The following is a 13,136-nucleotide window of genomic DNA, read 5'->3' on the forward strand; positions in this document are numbered from 1 at the left end:
GGTGCGTATGTTAAATCCGAGTAAACACCCGCCGGAACTGGTCAGCATCCGCAAGCAGATGCACCGGCTTTTCCGGGAGCCGCACGATGTGCAGTTGCTACTGGAGCTGCGCGGCGAGTGGCAACAACAGTTGGAAACGCTGCAACAGCAGCCACTGGAACCCGGCGTGGCGCAGGTAGTGACCAAGGCGCTGGAGAGGCTGCGGGAATTAGCCGCTTTTGCCCTGCCCAGCCGATTCTCCCGCGAGGACCAGCGCAAGCTGTACTTCGACAGGCTCACCAGCGCGGTCGAGGACTTCTAGCCGCATTCTGGGCACCGATAGGCCAGCCAGCCATGTGCCACAGACGGTGGTCCAGGCGCGCGGCCCTCTACTGCGGCTCGCAGGGCCGAGGACTCCAGTAGCCACTGTACCTGCTCGAGGCGCTGCACCTGTAGCCAGCCAAAGCCAACCTCCAGCCGCTCGCCTCCGGCCATGCCCCGCAGCCGAACCTGGAGCAGGTTGGGGGTGGCTGCGGCCTCGAGGTAAAGAAAGTAGTCGTCGGCGCGCACCAGCCGGCCGACGAGGCCCAGGTGGGTGTCGTCGCCTTCGAAAAGCGAGCGAACCTCTACCGTGTAGCCTTGCTCACCTAACCACTTGGTTAGCGGCGGGATAAGGCGGTACGGCGGAGCAGAATACGCAGCAGACTCTTCCATCGTGTTTGGCAGGTTTCGCGGCCAGCGTAGTTACTTGGCCGGGGTACTGCACAAACATACGCCACAAAAGGAGTATTGTTCACTACATAAGGAACAATTTTACTCTACATATAGAGAATAAATGAGCCAAGACGCTATAAATCAGCGAATAAAAATTCTAATCGAAGCTTTGGGAATGAATGTCCGCAGCTTCAGCATGAAGCTTGGCGTTAGTGACTCTACTACGCGCAACTACGTTGACAAAGGCTCTAAGCCACCAGCCGAATACATTGCTACAGTAGCTAGCTCTATTGATAGAGTTAATCCCTCGTGGCTCCTACTCGGCCGTGGCGAGATGTTTCTCGACGGATCGGCCGAGGTGCAGGTGGTGGATGCGAAGCGTGGGGATGCCTCAGACAGTGAGCAGCAGATAAAGACGCTTCAACGCGAGGTAGCTCTACTAGAAGCCCAGCTCCGGGATAAGGAGCGGATTATTCAACTGCTGGAGATGCAGGTGAGTAAATAGAACTTTAATTACATTTTTTAACAATAGTATGTCAGCGAAATCTAATAAAGCCGATAGTTCTGAGAGCAATTCTCAGTCAAACACAGAGAGACGTCCCAAATGCGGCATCATAATGCCAATTGCTGACAACCCAGATTTAGGATATCCATTAGGGCATTGGGCGCAAGTTCGCGAGATTATTATTTCCGCTGCCGAGACTAATGGCTTTGATGCCGATATGGTAAGTAACGACACCCAAGTAGACATCATTCATAGCACTATAATTAAAAACATATATGCTAATGATGTTGCCGTTTGTGACGTTAGTACTCGTAACGCAAATGTTATGTTTGAATTAGGTTTGCGTATAGCTTCAAAAAAGCCTGTTATTCTTATAAAAGACGAAGCAACTCCCTACTCTTTTGATACACAATTAATTCCTCATATTTCATATAGACGTGATTTACGTTTATATGAAACGTTGAATTTTCAGAAGGAACTCGGCGACAAAATTCTAATTGCTTACCAGGAATCTCAACAGCCAGGCTACACGAGTTTTTTAGGCCAGTTCACCTCTTACACACTTGCACAAATTGATGAACAACAGGTAGGTGTGCCGGAGTATTTTACTCAAGTCGCGGGGCGCATGCAGAATCTTGAAGATACTATTAAGATTCTAGCATCGGCAATCAATAACCAACAAAACTCTTTTATGATGGTACCTAGCAACGTTGACCCCTCTCTTAGTTCAGGGGCGCTCTTTGCTTCGGGTTTTAGTAACAGACGCCCTAAACCGAAAAATGCAGACCAGCATATAACATACTATCTCCAAGACCATAGTCTAAGCGGCCCTAGTAAATTATCTCGTATTCAAAAATCTGATTTGATAGATTCAATTATGCGCGCGAAATATCCTGAAATAAAAGATTTTTCTAAAAGCATGATTTCACAACTTATTGATGAATGGATGCCTTTTTAACAATTTAACTAATACATAGTCGAAGTAAATCAATCTTATCCCCAATCATTTTAATAAAACTCACATGAGCATAGCTTTTATAGTTGGCAATGGTTTTAATTACATAATAGGCGATATTATAAATCGCCCAGCAGGTGCTCTTGAAACCCCTGAACAGTTACATGAGCGACGAGCAACAGCAATGAGCATCCGAGAAATCACTGCTCTTTGGCAAAAATTTGACGCTGTATTTCTTGAGCTTAGTAATCAGTTTCAGGAAAGAGGAATTCGAATTAATCATGAAGAAATGATTCGAATGATATATGCTGTAATCAATTTATTTTCTAGTATATCAGGTTTTGAGCAAGTAATACCACCCAGTGATATAGAGAAACTCAGAAGTGTTTTCGATGGATTTCTCTTAGACAAGATAAGAGAAATAGCTAAAGAATTCAAAGACCATGAAGATTCAGATGCTTATAGCCGTATTCGTTCCTATTTCCCAACAGTTCCAGCAACGGTAACAGAATTTATACAGTCAAGACAACTAGGCAAAGTACGTGTTTTCACTACAAACTACGACGGTATTTTTGATACTATATTCACCAATTGGCCAATGGGAGGATTCATATTTTCTGACGGTTTTATTAAATCTAATTCATATCCAGACCTTCTGGAGCTTGAACCAGCCTATGTAGCAAGTAATACTCTTGTAGCTGCCCATTTACACGGATCATACAGATTCACAAAACGCTTTGGCCGTACGTATAAAACCAGGGCTAACTATGACAATAGTGAGCCAGTCATGGTATTCAATAATCCAAATATGAAAGAGGAAATTGTCAGAGCTGACAATGTGCTATCCGCTTATTATCAACACTTGGCTCTTATCCTTAAGAAGTATGACAAATTAGTTATTCTTGGAAATTCTATGGAAGCAGAGCCTCATATAAAAAAGTTAATCAACAAATATTTTAATCGAGAAGGAACCTCTATCACTGTATGTTCTAGAAATCCTAGTACTATAAAGAATGAAGTTTTGCCGTTTTATAATAGAGGTGAGATACATGAATTATCAACTAATGGTATAAGTACCGAGCAGGATTTAATAGACCTATTCGATCACCTACTTAGATAATCTACTTGTAGGTCAGCTAGCATAACAATTTCATTTAATGCACTATAGTCTTACCAGAATTCGGCTAATCACTTGGCTGCTGAGCCTGCCACTGCTGGTGGCGGCTTGTAAGCAGATAGCCGCCGAAGAGCCCCCGGTTGCGGACAAGACCGGCAACCTGCTCGGCGCGTGGCAGCTGGAGCATCAGGAAGTCACGCACTACGACGAGCAGGGCAAGGTGACGTCCCGCCGCTTGGAGCCGCGCCGCGCCAACGGCTCCGGCGTGCAGGCCGTGGCCTTCACGGATACCACGGTGCAGCTCGAAGAGTTCGGGCTGCTCAAGACCACCCGCTACACCCGCAGCGGTGATACAATCCGCATCAAGGGCATTTCCACCTGGGTCATCCAGCGGTTGACCGCCAAGGAGCTGGTGTATCAGGAGGAGCAGCGCTACTACCTGGCCCCGCCCCCTGCGCCGTTCAAGCGCCTGGAAACGGTTTATTATTTTGTTCGATGATATGCAGCCATCCCTACGCAAAGACTACCTGATTGCCGCCAGCCTGTATTTCGTACTCCTGGTACTGTACCTGGTGCCTGCGCTCTATCTCTTCTTGCCGGAGCCTATCGGCCCAGCGCGTCACGCCAACATTCCGCTTTCGGAGGTACTCGGGCCAGTGCTGCTGACCGTCTTCATGCAATTCGCACTGGCTATTGCCCTGGGCCTGGGCATCCGTGCCGGTAAGACGTGGGCAAAAGTCGTCTACGCACTGCTGCTTGCCTACGCAGGCTACGTTTTCGCCCGCGCCTTCCCATTTTTCCTCCAGCACAGCGCCTGGACTATGACGAAGGAAGTAGTTGCCCTGGCCCTAATGTTGGGCGTGGGTTTCTTCCTGTTCCGCCAGCAGCTCACGCGCCGCCCGGCTCCTGCTCAGGCGGGCACGGTAGGGAATGAGTATAATCATGTGAGCTGATATGGCCGTTACTATTCCTGCCAACGACCGTAGGGCGGCGACTCTTATTTTTCTCAGTATTGCCGTAGCCTGCGTACGCCCCCTTGCGTGGTGGGCTTCGGGGCATATTAGCCCCTACTATCCGCACTGGGCCCTTGCTGCTATTTTCATGTTCGTGGTGGCCCTATACGTCGGCATTGGCTTGGGCATACGAACTGGCAAGCGATGGGCTAAGATTGTGTTTCTGCTGTATTCCCTACTCAACTTTGCCCTTAATATCCCACACCTTCTCCAGTTCAATGCCCCGCCAATGGAGTTGGTGCTTACTACACTTTCTATGAGCCTGCACTTATGGGCTTTCGGCATCGTTGCCCGCGACCTGCTGCGCCAGCCAAGTGCCACGTCGTAAGCTGGTATCTTCGCGCCACTCCTTGTTCGCTTACCCCTTACACCTTCCCATGCCTGCTGAACTCGTTAACGGCTTTGGTAAAGTATACTTGACCATCGACTATGACCCGACTAATCACTGGGTCTACAACAACTGGATCGGGTATCAGACCTACACCGGCATCATTGCCGGGGCCGATGCCTGCCTGCCCACCTTGCAGGAAAACGCCTGCGCCTACCTGCTCAACGACAACCGCCAGGTGCTCGGCCCCTGGGACCACGCCGTGGAGTGGATTGTGACCAACTGGGCTCCGCGCGCCATTAACGCTGGCCTCACCCACTTCGCCCATATTGTCAGCCCCGAGTCGCTGGCGGCTCAGTCCGCCACGTCCATGCTGCTGGGCTTCGAGGGCCAGCTGCAGATGCACATGTTTGATAACCTGCCCGAGGCGCAACAGTGGCTGCGTCTGGCTCAGCAAGTCCGTGAGTAGATACTGCGGCGACCTGCTACGCCAGCCGGGGTCGGGGAGCATTGTCCCCACCAAGTGCCCCGTATTGATCTGATGATTAAAAAAGCCCGGAATATTCCGGGCTTTTTTGTGTTAAGGCTTTTTAAGCTGAGATGATGTTAAAGCAAATGCTCCAAGCTTATCCTTGTCTATAACAATGGTTTTAGAATTATCTGGATACATCAGGAAATACGTATCTCCTACTCGGCCTAAATATTTTAAATAGGAGAATGGTTTCTCTCGCATTACCTGGTAATCAACACCCCTAACATACATGAAGTTAGTGTTAGTCAATATGGATTTCGCATTAAAATAACCTATTGACAGGGAAATAAATGGAGTGCTTATGATCATAAAAAATACTCCGTACCACTTAACATATCTCCTACTACGAGCCAAGGAGTGTGCATCGTCTGGATTATCTACGGCAAACTCTTTATTCTTCCAGTTAGAAAGGTTGTTGGCTACATAGGATGTAGCGAATAATATCAATAAATAGGCAAATAAAGGGATACCGATAAAGGGAGTCACAATGGAAGCTACACCTTCCGGCTCTTTCCCGAAGAATAGAAGCCGAGCTGTTGGGTATATCGCCCAATACACTGACATTATCATTGCACTGAATCCGTAAGTCAGTATAACAGGCAATACAATGCTCTTACTTTTTCTAAAGCGCGCAACAAACCTAGTAAGGGTATATGCCACACCTGCTGCTGCTGTTGTACTTAAAAGCGCGGTAATAAAGGCTAGCTGCATAGACCTAGTAGCACCTGTCAATAGATCGCCTAATTCCAGGTATCCATATACATCCACTCCTAATGTGCCCCAGTAGCCAGCGTAGTATAGAATAGATACAAAGTATAAATAGGTTGGTACGAACAACAGTAGCTTGTCAGCGTATTCGAATACAAACGGCTTAGTAGTGTTCAAAGGTTGAATGCGTAAATAACTAGAGATGGAGCATCAAAGCTATATAAATTAGCTTGTCATTTATCTTACCCCCGGATACACAGCAAATCCTCCCACACGGTTGTATAGGCCGGGGTCTGAAACTGACTCTGCCCGACCCAAGGCAATACGTAGGTGCCCTTCTGGGGCAGGGCCGCGGCAAAGCGCACGGCCCCGGCCCCGAAGCGCTGGTTGATCTTGTCCAGGTCGGCCATGAGCTGCGCGCGGCGCTCGGCCTGCTCATTGGGCTCAAACAGCAGGAGCTGCTGCTGGCCGGCCGTTTCCAGGCCATCCAGCAGCACTCCTGCTTTTTTGTACACCGTGCCCGGCTCCCAGATGCGCCGCAGGCCCGCCCGGGCGTGGCGCAGCAGCTCGCCCGTGTCGCTGGTGGCCGTGGGCAGCGTGAGCACCGCCGTGCGCGAGTGCGGCGGGGGCTCCGGCCCGAAGCGGTTCTTGCTCAGCAGCACCGTAAGCACGCTGGCGGCCGAGCCCTGTCGGCGCAGCTTCTCGGCCGCCCGGCTGGTAAAGTGCGCCACGGCCGCCGAGAGGTCGGCAAAGTCTGAGAGAGGCTCCCCGAAGCTGCGGGTGCAGGCAATGCTTTTGCGGCTCAGGCTGCCGTCCTCGCTGGGCAGCAGGCCCTGGCAGGGCCTGCCCTGCAGCTCGCGCACCAGGCGCGCGCCCACTACCCCGCCCAGCTGCTTGCGAGCCCAGCTCTCGCTCTGCGCCGCCAGCTCCGCGGCCGTGCGGATGCCCTGCTCGTGCAGCTTGCGCCCGTACTGCCCGCCGATGCCCCACACGTCCTCCACGGGTGTATGCTCCAGCGCCCACTGCCGCCGCTCCGGCGAGTCCAGGCACAGCACCCCGCTCCCACCGGGCTGCTTCTTGGCGAGGCGATTGGCCAGCTTGGCCAGCGTCTTGGTCGGGGCCAGCCCGATGCAGACGGGAATGTGGGTGCGCCGGCCAATCTGCCGCCGCCACTCCGCCGCCAGTTGCGTGAACTCCCCGCAGTAGGGCTCCAGCCCGTGCAAATCCAGAAAGCACTCGTCGATGGAGTAGATTTCAATCTCCGGGGCCACTGAGGCCAAATAGTGCATCACGCGCCGCGACATATCCCCGTAGAGGGCGTAGTTGCTCGAGCACACCTGCACGCCGTGGCGCAGCAGCACGGGCTTTACCTGAAAGTAGGGCTCACCCATTTTCAGGCCCAGGTCCTTGGCTTCCTGGGAGCGGGAGATGATGCAGCCGTCGTTGTTGCTCAGGACCACCACGGGGCGGCCCAGCAGCCGGGGCTGGAAGGCCCGCTCGCAGCTCACGTAGAAGTTGTTGCAGTCGACCAGCCCGTACATCAGCTCACGCGCACGTGGGCCGAGAGCCGACCGCGCCGGGTTTCGGTGAGCACGTGCGTGACCACGCCCCACACGTCGAACAGATCGGGCTCGTTGATGGGAATTTCCGGGTAGCTGGGGTTGTCGGGCACCAGAAACCAGTTCTCTCCCTTGCGCTTCACGAGGCGCTTTACCGTGAACTGGCCTTCTACCACGGCAATGACCACGTCATCGGGCCGGGCCTCCAGGTGGCAGTCCACGGCTAGCAGGGCCCCGTCGCGGATGCCGGACTCGCCGCCGGTCATCGAGTCGCCCATCACGCGCACCAGATAGCTGGAATCGGGGTTGGGCAGCAGCAGCTGGTTCAGATCCAGCTTCATGCCCTGGTGGTCGTCGGCTGGCGAGGGAAAGCCCGCTGGCACGCAGGAATCAAAGAAGGTCAAGAGCAGGGGGCCCCGCACCACAGGGACAAATAAGACTTCACACATGGCGTTGTAAATGGTTGGTTAGGTGCAAGTATACGCTATGCCAAAATAATTAGTTAATCATCTACTAAAATAATTAGTTATACAGGTTTATCATTATCCCGACTGGCAGGGGTGTATCCGTGACCGGCCCGGCCCCGTAGTACACCCATTATGCTGGCCTGCGCGTCTGAATGGGTACTTCCGACCAGCAGCGTACCGGTTACCATCCCACGCTATGCTGCACCTAGCCTCCTTCCCCTTCGTTACCTTTTACCTGCACGATATCGGCTGCAACGCCTTGGAGGCCGTATGGGGCGACTACGTGAGTAGTTCCTTTTTTCGCGAGGCCGTGCAGCAGGCCATTAGCTTCGTGCGCCAGCACCAAGTCAGCGGCTGGGTGGCCGATGACCGACGGCTCGGGCCCATGGAGCGGGAAGACCTGGCCTGGGTGGGCCTGGAGGTACTGCCGGCCCTGGCAGCGGCTGGCCTGCGCCGCCTGGCCATGCTTGAGTCCGACGACTGGCTGAATCGCCGCTTGATTGAAGAGGAGTACACCTTTCCCGTCGAAAGCCTGGCCATTGAGGTGCGCCACTTCACTGATCCGCGCGCCGCGCGCCGCTGGGCCTGCGGACTGCCAGAAGACGCGTAGCTGCTTCCTGCCGCTCAAGGCGCAGGCGTGTTTGCGTGCGTTGCCGGTGCAGGTGCTACTATTGCCCCACAATAGCCCTGAAAACGGGCCAGCCGCGCATCACACTTTTATCACACACGTGCCTAAAACCTGCATCACATCACGGCCAAAAACCGCATCTACGGACTGCAAATGGGCTAACGCTGGAGTGTTCACTAATTCAACTCTCGTCCCCGCTACATCTAAAAAACGGCTTCGGAGCATTCCGAAGTCGTTTTTTGTTTTAGCCAGCCTCTACCTGCCGGTTAGTAGCCGACGCTCATTATCACTTTGTCAAAAGGTTCGTTTAGCGGCTTCTGTATTCCATTAGCCTAAAAGAATTGTGCATTGGCCGGGACTTTTTCTTCTTGCCCGGATGCACCACGAATTCAACAACACCTTTGGCGAGGTGTACCTTTTCACAGTGTTTGACCAGCCCAATAACTGGATCTACAATGACTGGCAGGGCCTGCTGTCTCCTGGATCCGTATTGGAGGGGTGTATGGGCGTGCTGGACATTCTGCAGCGCACGCAGTGCGCGTACATGCTAAACGACAACCGCAGGGTGCTGGGCTCCTGGCAACAGGCCAACGAATGGATCGAGCAGGAATGGATTCCCAAAGCTTTAGCAGCCGGGCTACGTTACCATGCCCACGTGGTAGCTCCGGGCGTATTCGGGCAGGCTGCTGCCGAAGACATGCACCTGCGGGTTGGCAACAGCTTTCATATGCGTCTTTTCGAACAATTGGATGACGCTCAGACCTGGCTACGTGAGAAACAGCTGGCTGACCACCAGACCGCATTGGGAGAGTAGATTTAACATTACTTCAAACAGGGTGCTTAAGAACCCTGAATACACCCTTGCAAAGAATAATGTAGCCCTACCTGACCCGAAGGCTAAAAAAAAGGCTGCCTCCGTTGGAGGCAGCCTTTTTTTAACTCAGACTTGAGCTTACTTGATTTTCTCCACAATGCCCTTGAAGGCTTCGGGGTGATTCAGAGCGAGGTCAGCCAGTACTTTACGGTTCAGCTCAATGCCAGCCTTTTTCAAGCCGCCCATCAGCTGCGAGTACGACATGCCATGCTCACGGGCACCAGCGTTGATACGCTGAATCCAGAGGGCACGGAACTCACGCTTTTTAACCTTACGGTCACGGTAAGCATAGAGCAAACCTTTCTCAACCGCGTTTTTGGCAACGGTCCATACGTTTTTGCGACGGCCATAATAGCCTTTCGCCAAACGCATTACTTTTTTCCGACGGTGGCGCGAGGCCGCGTGGTTTACACTTCTTGGCATAACCAGAGTTATTTTTGGCGGCCGGCGGCGGATATTATTGCCGCAGCTTGGAGTCTACCGGACGCCTGGTGAAAAATGGGTTGTTGGTTTTCTGTAATTTATTCGTGGCTTGCGGTCAGTTGTCCCGACCAGAAACCAGAAATCAATTTACAGGGCAAGCATATCCTTTACGCGGTTCATATCAGCCGAGGAAACCAGGCCAACGTGCGTGAGAGCACGCTTCTGCTTGGTGGTTTTCTTGGTCAGAATGTGGCTTTTGAAGGCGTGCTTACGCTTGATCTTGCCCGTGCCGGTCAGCGAGAAACGCTTCTTGGCGCCGGACTTGGTCTTCATTTTCGGCATTGTGGTGGTGATAAAAGGTGAAAAACTGCGGCGGTCGGCTGCCTAGGGCCGGTGCGCCAGCGTAAAAATGGAGTTGAAACTCCGGTAAAGCTATTCAGCCGCCTGATCAGCGGGGGCAGCAGCCGATTTTGCTTCCTTGGAAGCCTCCTTACCGCTCTCTTTCGGAGCAGCAGGCTTGCTTGGTTTGGCTGGCGCTACCACTTTCGGAGCGAGGTACAGGAACATACGCTTGCCTTCAAGCTTGGGCAGTTGCTCTACTTTACCAAGATCCTCAAGGGCCTGGGCAAATTTAAGCAACAGGATTTCGCCCCGCTCTTTGAACACAATACTACGGCCCACGAAGTGTACGTACGCCTTGATTTTAGCCCCCTCTTTCAGGAACTCCTGCGCGTGCTTCAGCTTGAAAGCAAAGTCGTGGTCATCCGTATTGGGTCCAAAACGGATTTCCTTAATAACGACTTTGGTCTGCTTCGCTTTCAGCTCACGAGTTTTCTTCTTCTGCTCGTACTTGAATTTCGAGTAGTCGATGACGCGGCACACGGGGGGAACAGCCGTGGGCGAAATTTCCACGAGGTCGAGGTTCTGCTCCTGAGCAAAGCGCCGGGCTTGCTCAATTGGATAGATACCTTGCTCAATGTTGTCGCCAACAAGGCGAACTTCACGGGCCGTAATCTTTTGGTTGATTTTAAACGGCTCCTCGACCTGAGCGCGAGGGATATAGCGGCGGTTGGGGGTAGCTATGGCGGTTTCTCCTTAAGGTGAAAATCGTTTTTTACTGGAATTGCCCCGCAAAGGATGCTTCCAATGGGTTCAATCAGCGGGCAAATATCCGGCTTTTTTCCTAAATCCTAAAGAAAGACTATATAAAATTGCCGGAACAACTACAATTTAGCCTCCCCGGAATGATTGGTCCGGGGAGGCTAAACTGACAAATCAGACAGACTTACCGTCCATCATCTCCTGCACCTGCTGCTGGAAGCTGCGGATGAACTCGGCAATGGGCATGCTGCCCACGTCGCCCTGGCCGTGGCGACGCACTGACACCACGCCTTCAGCCTGCTCCTTCTCCCCTACGATAAGCATGTAGGGAATCTTGGAAACCTCGGCGTCGCGGATTTTGCGGCCGATTTTTTCGTCGCGGTGGTCTACGGTGCCGCGCAACTCGGCCTGCACCAGCGAGTCGTACACCTGCTGGGCGTAGTCGTGGTACTTCTCGGAAATGGGCAGCACGGCAAACTGCTCGGGCGAGAGCCACAACGGGAAGTTGCCGGCGCAGTGCTCAATGAGCACGGCCACGAAACGCTCCAGCGAGCCGAACGGCGCGCGGTGAATCATAACGGGACGCTGACGGGAGTTGTCGGGGGCCACGTACTCCAGGTCGAAGCGCTCGGGCAGGTTATAGTCCACCTGAATGGTGCCCAGCTGCCACTTGCGGCCCAGGGCGTCGCGCACCATGAAGTCGAGCTTGGGGCCGTAGAAGGCGGCTTCGCCCAACTCCGTTACCGTGTTCAGGCCTTTTTCCGTAGCCGCCTCAATGATGGCCTGCTCGGCTTTGGCCCAGTTCTCATCGGTGCCGATGTACTTGGTCTTATTTTCCGGGTCGCGCAGGGAAATCTGGGCGGTGAAGTCGGGGAAGTCGAGGGCGCGCAACACGTACAGCACGATGTCAATTACCTTCATGAACTCCTCCTTCACCTGGTCGGGACGGCAGAAGATGTGGGCGTCATCCTGCGTAAAGCCGCGTACCCGCGTGAGGCCGTGCAGCTCGCCCGACTGCTCGTAGCGGTACACGGTGCCAAACTCGGCCAGGCGCACCGGCAGGTCGCGGTACGAGCGGGGCTTGGTTTTGTAAATCTCGCAGTGGTGGGGGCAGTTCATGGGCTTGAGGAAGAATTCCTCGCCCGGATTCGGCGTCTTGATGGGCTGGAAAGAGTCTGCTCCGTATTTCTCGTAGTGGCCGCTGGTCACGTACAGCTCCTTGGAGCCGATGTGGGGCGTTACCACCGGCGAGTAGCCGGCCTTCACCTGAGCCCGGCGCAGAAACTGTTCCAGCCGCTCACGCAGGGCCGTGCCTTTGGGCAGCCACAGGGGCAGGCCCGCGCCTACCTTCTCCGAGAAGGCAAACAGTTCCAGCTCCTTGCCCAGCTTGCGGTGGTCGCGACGCTTGGCTTCTTCCAGCTTCTCCAGGTACTCCGTCAGCTCCTTGGCTTTAGGGAAAGTGATGCCGTAGATGCGCGTGAGCTGCTTGTTCTTCTCGTCGCCGCGCCAGTAGGCCCCGGCCACGTTCAGCAGCTTTACGGCCTTAATGGGCGAGGTATCAGGAATGTGGGGGCCGCGGCAGAGGTCGGTGAAATCACCCTGCGTGTAAAAGGTGATGGAGCCGTCTTCGAGGCGCTCCAGCAAATCCAGCTTGTAGGGGTCCTGCTTTTCGGTGAAGTAGGCAATGGCGTCGGCCTTGCTTACCTCGCGGCGCTGGTACTGGCTTTTGTTTTTGGCCAGCTCCAGCATTTTCTTTTCAACGGCCGGCAGGTCGTCGGTAGAAATTGAGCGGCCTTCGCCCAGGTCGATGTCGTAGTAGAAGCCGTTTTCAATGCTGGGGCCGATGCCCAGCTTCACGCCGGGATACAAGGCTTCCAGGGCTTCGGCCATGAGGTGAGCCGAGGAGTGCCAGAACGTCGATTTGCCTTCGGGGTCGTTCCAGGTGAGGATGGCAACCTGCGCATCGTGTTCGATGGGGCGGTGCAGGTCGCGCACTTCGCCGTTGACGCGCACACCGAGGGCATTGCGGGCGAGGCCTTCGCTGATGCCGGCGGCAACGTCGTAGCCCGTGGCGCCATCTACAAACTGGCGCACCGAGCCGTCGGGGAGGGTGATGTTAAGCATAACATGGGGGTTGTGGCTATACAAACAGCCGTGAAGCCGCAAGTTAGTTGTTCGTTTTTAGTTGTCCGTTGTTCGATTCCTGGTATAAGGATAATCGAATAACGGACAG

The 13,136-nt window shown here is 53.7% G+C and carries 17 protein-coding genes and 2 pseudogenes; 11 read left to right on the forward strand and 8 right to left on the reverse strand.

The window, feature by feature from the left end; genetic code table 11:
- Positions 1-7: 7 nt before the first annotated feature.
- The gene (locus EI291_RS18995) at positions 8-301 is read left to right on the forward strand and encodes a hypothetical protein (RefSeq protein WP_125423822.1); all 294 of its coding nucleotides are present in this window, start codon (positions 8-10) and stop codon (positions 299-301) included.
- Here the strand turns inward: EI291_RS18995 and EI291_RS19000 are convergent.
- Positions 298-693: a hypothetical protein gene (locus EI291_RS19000; protein ID WP_125423825.1), complete on the reverse strand. Its 396-nt coding sequence runs from the start codon at positions 691-693 to the stop codon at positions 298-300. The genes EI291_RS18995 and EI291_RS19000 overlap by 4 nt on opposite strands.
- Before the next feature lie 121 nt (positions 694-814).
- On the opposite strand from EI291_RS19000, the pseudogene EI291_RS23570 reads away from it, so the two are divergent.
- From EI291_RS23570 to EI291_RS19030, 8 genes and pseudogenes are all read left to right on the forward strand, one after another.
- Positions 815-1,021: pseudogene (locus EI291_RS23570) on the forward strand (hypothetical protein); the annotation flags it as partial.
- A gap of 6 nt (positions 1,022-1,027) precedes the next feature.
- Entirely contained in the window at positions 1,028-1,198 is a 171-nt protein-coding gene (locus EI291_RS22950; RefSeq protein WP_170172723.1) for a hypothetical protein, read from the forward strand.
- Positions 1,199-1,226: 28 nt separating this feature from the next.
- Positions 1,227-2,156, forward strand: coding sequence for a hypothetical protein (locus EI291_RS19005; RefSeq protein WP_125423828.1), 930 nt, complete (start codon positions 1,227-1,229; stop codon positions 2,154-2,156).
- 64 nt (positions 2,157-2,220) lie between these two features.
- Positions 2,221-3,273, forward strand: coding sequence for a hypothetical protein (locus EI291_RS19010; protein ID WP_125423831.1), 1,053 nt, complete (start codon positions 2,221-2,223; stop codon positions 3,271-3,273).
- 37 nt (positions 3,274-3,310) lie between these two features.
- A complete protein-coding gene (locus EI291_RS19015; protein ID WP_125423834.1) occupies positions 3,311-3,769 on the forward strand; it encodes a hypothetical protein in 459 nt (152 codons plus the stop codon).
- A gap of 1 nt (position 3,770) precedes the next feature.
- Complete coding sequence (locus EI291_RS19020; protein WP_125423837.1) at positions 3,771-4,223, forward strand: hypothetical protein; 453 nt, start codon at positions 3,771-3,773, stop codon at positions 4,221-4,223.
- Between the two features lies 1 nt (position 4,224).
- Positions 4,225-4,611, forward strand: a complete 387-nt coding sequence (locus tag EI291_RS19025; RefSeq protein WP_125423840.1) for a hypothetical protein — start codon at positions 4,225-4,227, stop codon at positions 4,609-4,611.
- A 49-nt stretch (positions 4,612-4,660) separates the two neighbouring features.
- Positions 4,661-5,080, forward strand: a complete 420-nt coding sequence (locus tag EI291_RS19030; RefSeq protein WP_125423842.1) for an STAS/SEC14 domain-containing protein — start codon at positions 4,661-4,663, stop codon at positions 5,078-5,080.
- Positions 5,081-5,191: 111 nt separating this feature from the next.
- On the opposite strand, the gene EI291_RS19035 is transcribed toward EI291_RS19030, so the two are convergent.
- The 3 genes from EI291_RS19035 to EI291_RS19045 form a co-directional block, all read right to left on the reverse strand.
- Positions 5,192-6,028 carry a hypothetical protein gene (locus tag EI291_RS19035; protein ID WP_125423845.1) on the reverse strand — a complete coding sequence of 279 codons (837 nt, stop codon included), beginning with the start codon at positions 6,026-6,028 and terminating at the stop codon, positions 5,192-5,194.
- Positions 6,029-6,093: 65 nt separating this feature from the next.
- A complete protein-coding gene (locus tag EI291_RS19040; protein WP_125423848.1) occupies positions 6,094-7,392 on the reverse strand; it encodes a Y-family DNA polymerase in 1,299 nt (432 codons plus the stop codon).
- A complete protein-coding gene (locus EI291_RS19045) occupies positions 7,392-7,814 on the reverse strand; it encodes a LexA family protein (RefSeq protein ID WP_240635602.1) in 423 nt (140 codons plus the stop codon). The genes EI291_RS19040 and EI291_RS19045 overlap by 1 nt, the downstream gene beginning before the upstream one ends.
- A gap of 259 nt (positions 7,815-8,073) precedes the next feature.
- On the opposite strand from EI291_RS19045, the gene EI291_RS19050 reads away from it, so the two are divergent.
- Positions 8,074-8,487: a hypothetical protein gene (locus EI291_RS19050; protein ID WP_125423853.1), complete on the forward strand. Its 414-nt coding sequence runs from the start codon at positions 8,074-8,076 to the stop codon at positions 8,485-8,487.
- A gap of 394 nt (positions 8,488-8,881) precedes the next feature.
- Positions 8,882-9,319 (forward strand): hypothetical protein, encoded by a 438-nt coding sequence (locus EI291_RS19055; protein ID WP_125423856.1) that lies wholly within the window; start codon positions 8,882-8,884, stop codon positions 9,317-9,319.
- 138 nt (positions 9,320-9,457) lie between these two features.
- Here EI291_RS19055 and rplT read toward each other — a convergent pair whose 3' ends face one another.
- From rplT to thrS, 4 genes and pseudogenes are all read right to left on the reverse strand, one after another.
- The gene (gene rplT / locus EI291_RS19060) at positions 9,458-9,802 is read right to left on the reverse strand and encodes a 50S ribosomal protein L20 (RefSeq protein WP_125423859.1); all 345 of its coding nucleotides are present in this window, start codon (positions 9,800-9,802) and stop codon (positions 9,458-9,460) included.
- A gap of 147 nt (positions 9,803-9,949) precedes the next feature.
- On the reverse strand, positions 9,950-10,144 hold the full coding sequence (gene rpmI, locus EI291_RS19065; protein WP_125423862.1) for a 50S ribosomal protein L35: 195 nt from the start codon (positions 10,142-10,144) through the stop codon (positions 9,950-9,952).
- Between the two features lie 183 nt (positions 10,145-10,327).
- Positions 10,328-10,885, reverse strand: a pseudogene (gene infC / locus EI291_RS19070) (translation initiation factor IF-3); the annotation flags it as partial.
- Between the two features lie 192 nt (positions 10,886-11,077).
- Positions 11,078-13,027 (reverse strand): threonine--tRNA ligase, encoded by a 1,950-nt coding sequence (thrS, locus tag EI291_RS19075; protein ID WP_125423868.1) that lies wholly within the window; start codon positions 13,025-13,027, stop codon positions 11,078-11,080.
- Positions 13,028-13,136: the final 109 nt, after the last annotated feature.

This window comes from Hymenobacter rigui (assembly GCF_003944715.1).
Classification (GTDB): domain Bacteria; phylum Bacteroidota; class Bacteroidia; order Cytophagales; family Hymenobacteraceae; genus Hymenobacter; species Hymenobacter rigui.

Excerpts from the sequence above, each read along its gene's own strand:
- EI291_RS18995 (WP_125423822.1), top strand. The coding sequence starts at position 8 with ATGTTAAATCCGAGTAAACACCCGCCGGAACTGGTCAGCATCCGCAAG.
- EI291_RS19000 (WP_125423825.1), bottom strand. The coding sequence starts at position 693 with ATGGAAGAGTCTGCTGCGTATTCTGCTCCGCCGTACCGCCTTATCCCG.
- EI291_RS22950 (WP_170172723.1), top strand. The coding sequence starts at position 1,028 with ATGTTTCTCGACGGATCGGCCGAGGTGCAGGTGGTGGATGCGAAGCGT.
- EI291_RS19005 (WP_125423828.1), top strand. The coding sequence starts at position 1,227 with ATGTCAGCGAAATCTAATAAAGCCGATAGTTCTGAGAGCAATTCTCAG.
- EI291_RS19010 (WP_125423831.1), top strand. The coding sequence starts at position 2,221 with ATGAGCATAGCTTTTATAGTTGGCAATGGTTTTAATTACATAATAGGC.
- EI291_RS19015 (WP_125423834.1), top strand. The coding sequence starts at position 3,311 with ATGCACTATAGTCTTACCAGAATTCGGCTAATCACTTGGCTGCTGAGC.
- EI291_RS19020 (WP_125423837.1), top strand. The coding sequence starts at position 3,771 with ATGCAGCCATCCCTACGCAAAGACTACCTGATTGCCGCCAGCCTGTAT.
- EI291_RS19025 (WP_125423840.1), top strand. The coding sequence starts at position 4,225 with ATGGCCGTTACTATTCCTGCCAACGACCGTAGGGCGGCGACTCTTATT.
- EI291_RS19030 (WP_125423842.1), top strand. The coding sequence starts at position 4,661 with ATGCCTGCTGAACTCGTTAACGGCTTTGGTAAAGTATACTTGACCATC.
- EI291_RS19040 (WP_125423848.1), bottom strand. The coding sequence starts at position 7,392 with ATGTACGGGCTGGTCGACTGCAACAACTTCTACGTGAGCTGCGAGCGG.
- EI291_RS19050 (WP_125423853.1), top strand. The coding sequence starts at position 8,074 with ATGCTGCACCTAGCCTCCTTCCCCTTCGTTACCTTTTACCTGCACGAT.
- EI291_RS19055 (WP_125423856.1), top strand. The coding sequence starts at position 8,882 with ATGCACCACGAATTCAACAACACCTTTGGCGAGGTGTACCTTTTCACA.
- rplT (WP_125423859.1), bottom strand. The coding sequence starts at position 9,802 with ATGCCAAGAAGTGTAAACCACGCGGCCTCGCGCCACCGTCGGAAAAAA.
- rpmI (WP_125423862.1), bottom strand. The coding sequence starts at position 10,144 with ATGCCGAAAATGAAGACCAAGTCCGGCGCCAAGAAGCGTTTCTCGCTG.
- thrS (WP_125423868.1), bottom strand. The coding sequence starts at position 13,027 with ATGCTTAACATCACCCTCCCCGACGGCTCGGTGCGCCAGTTTGTAGAT.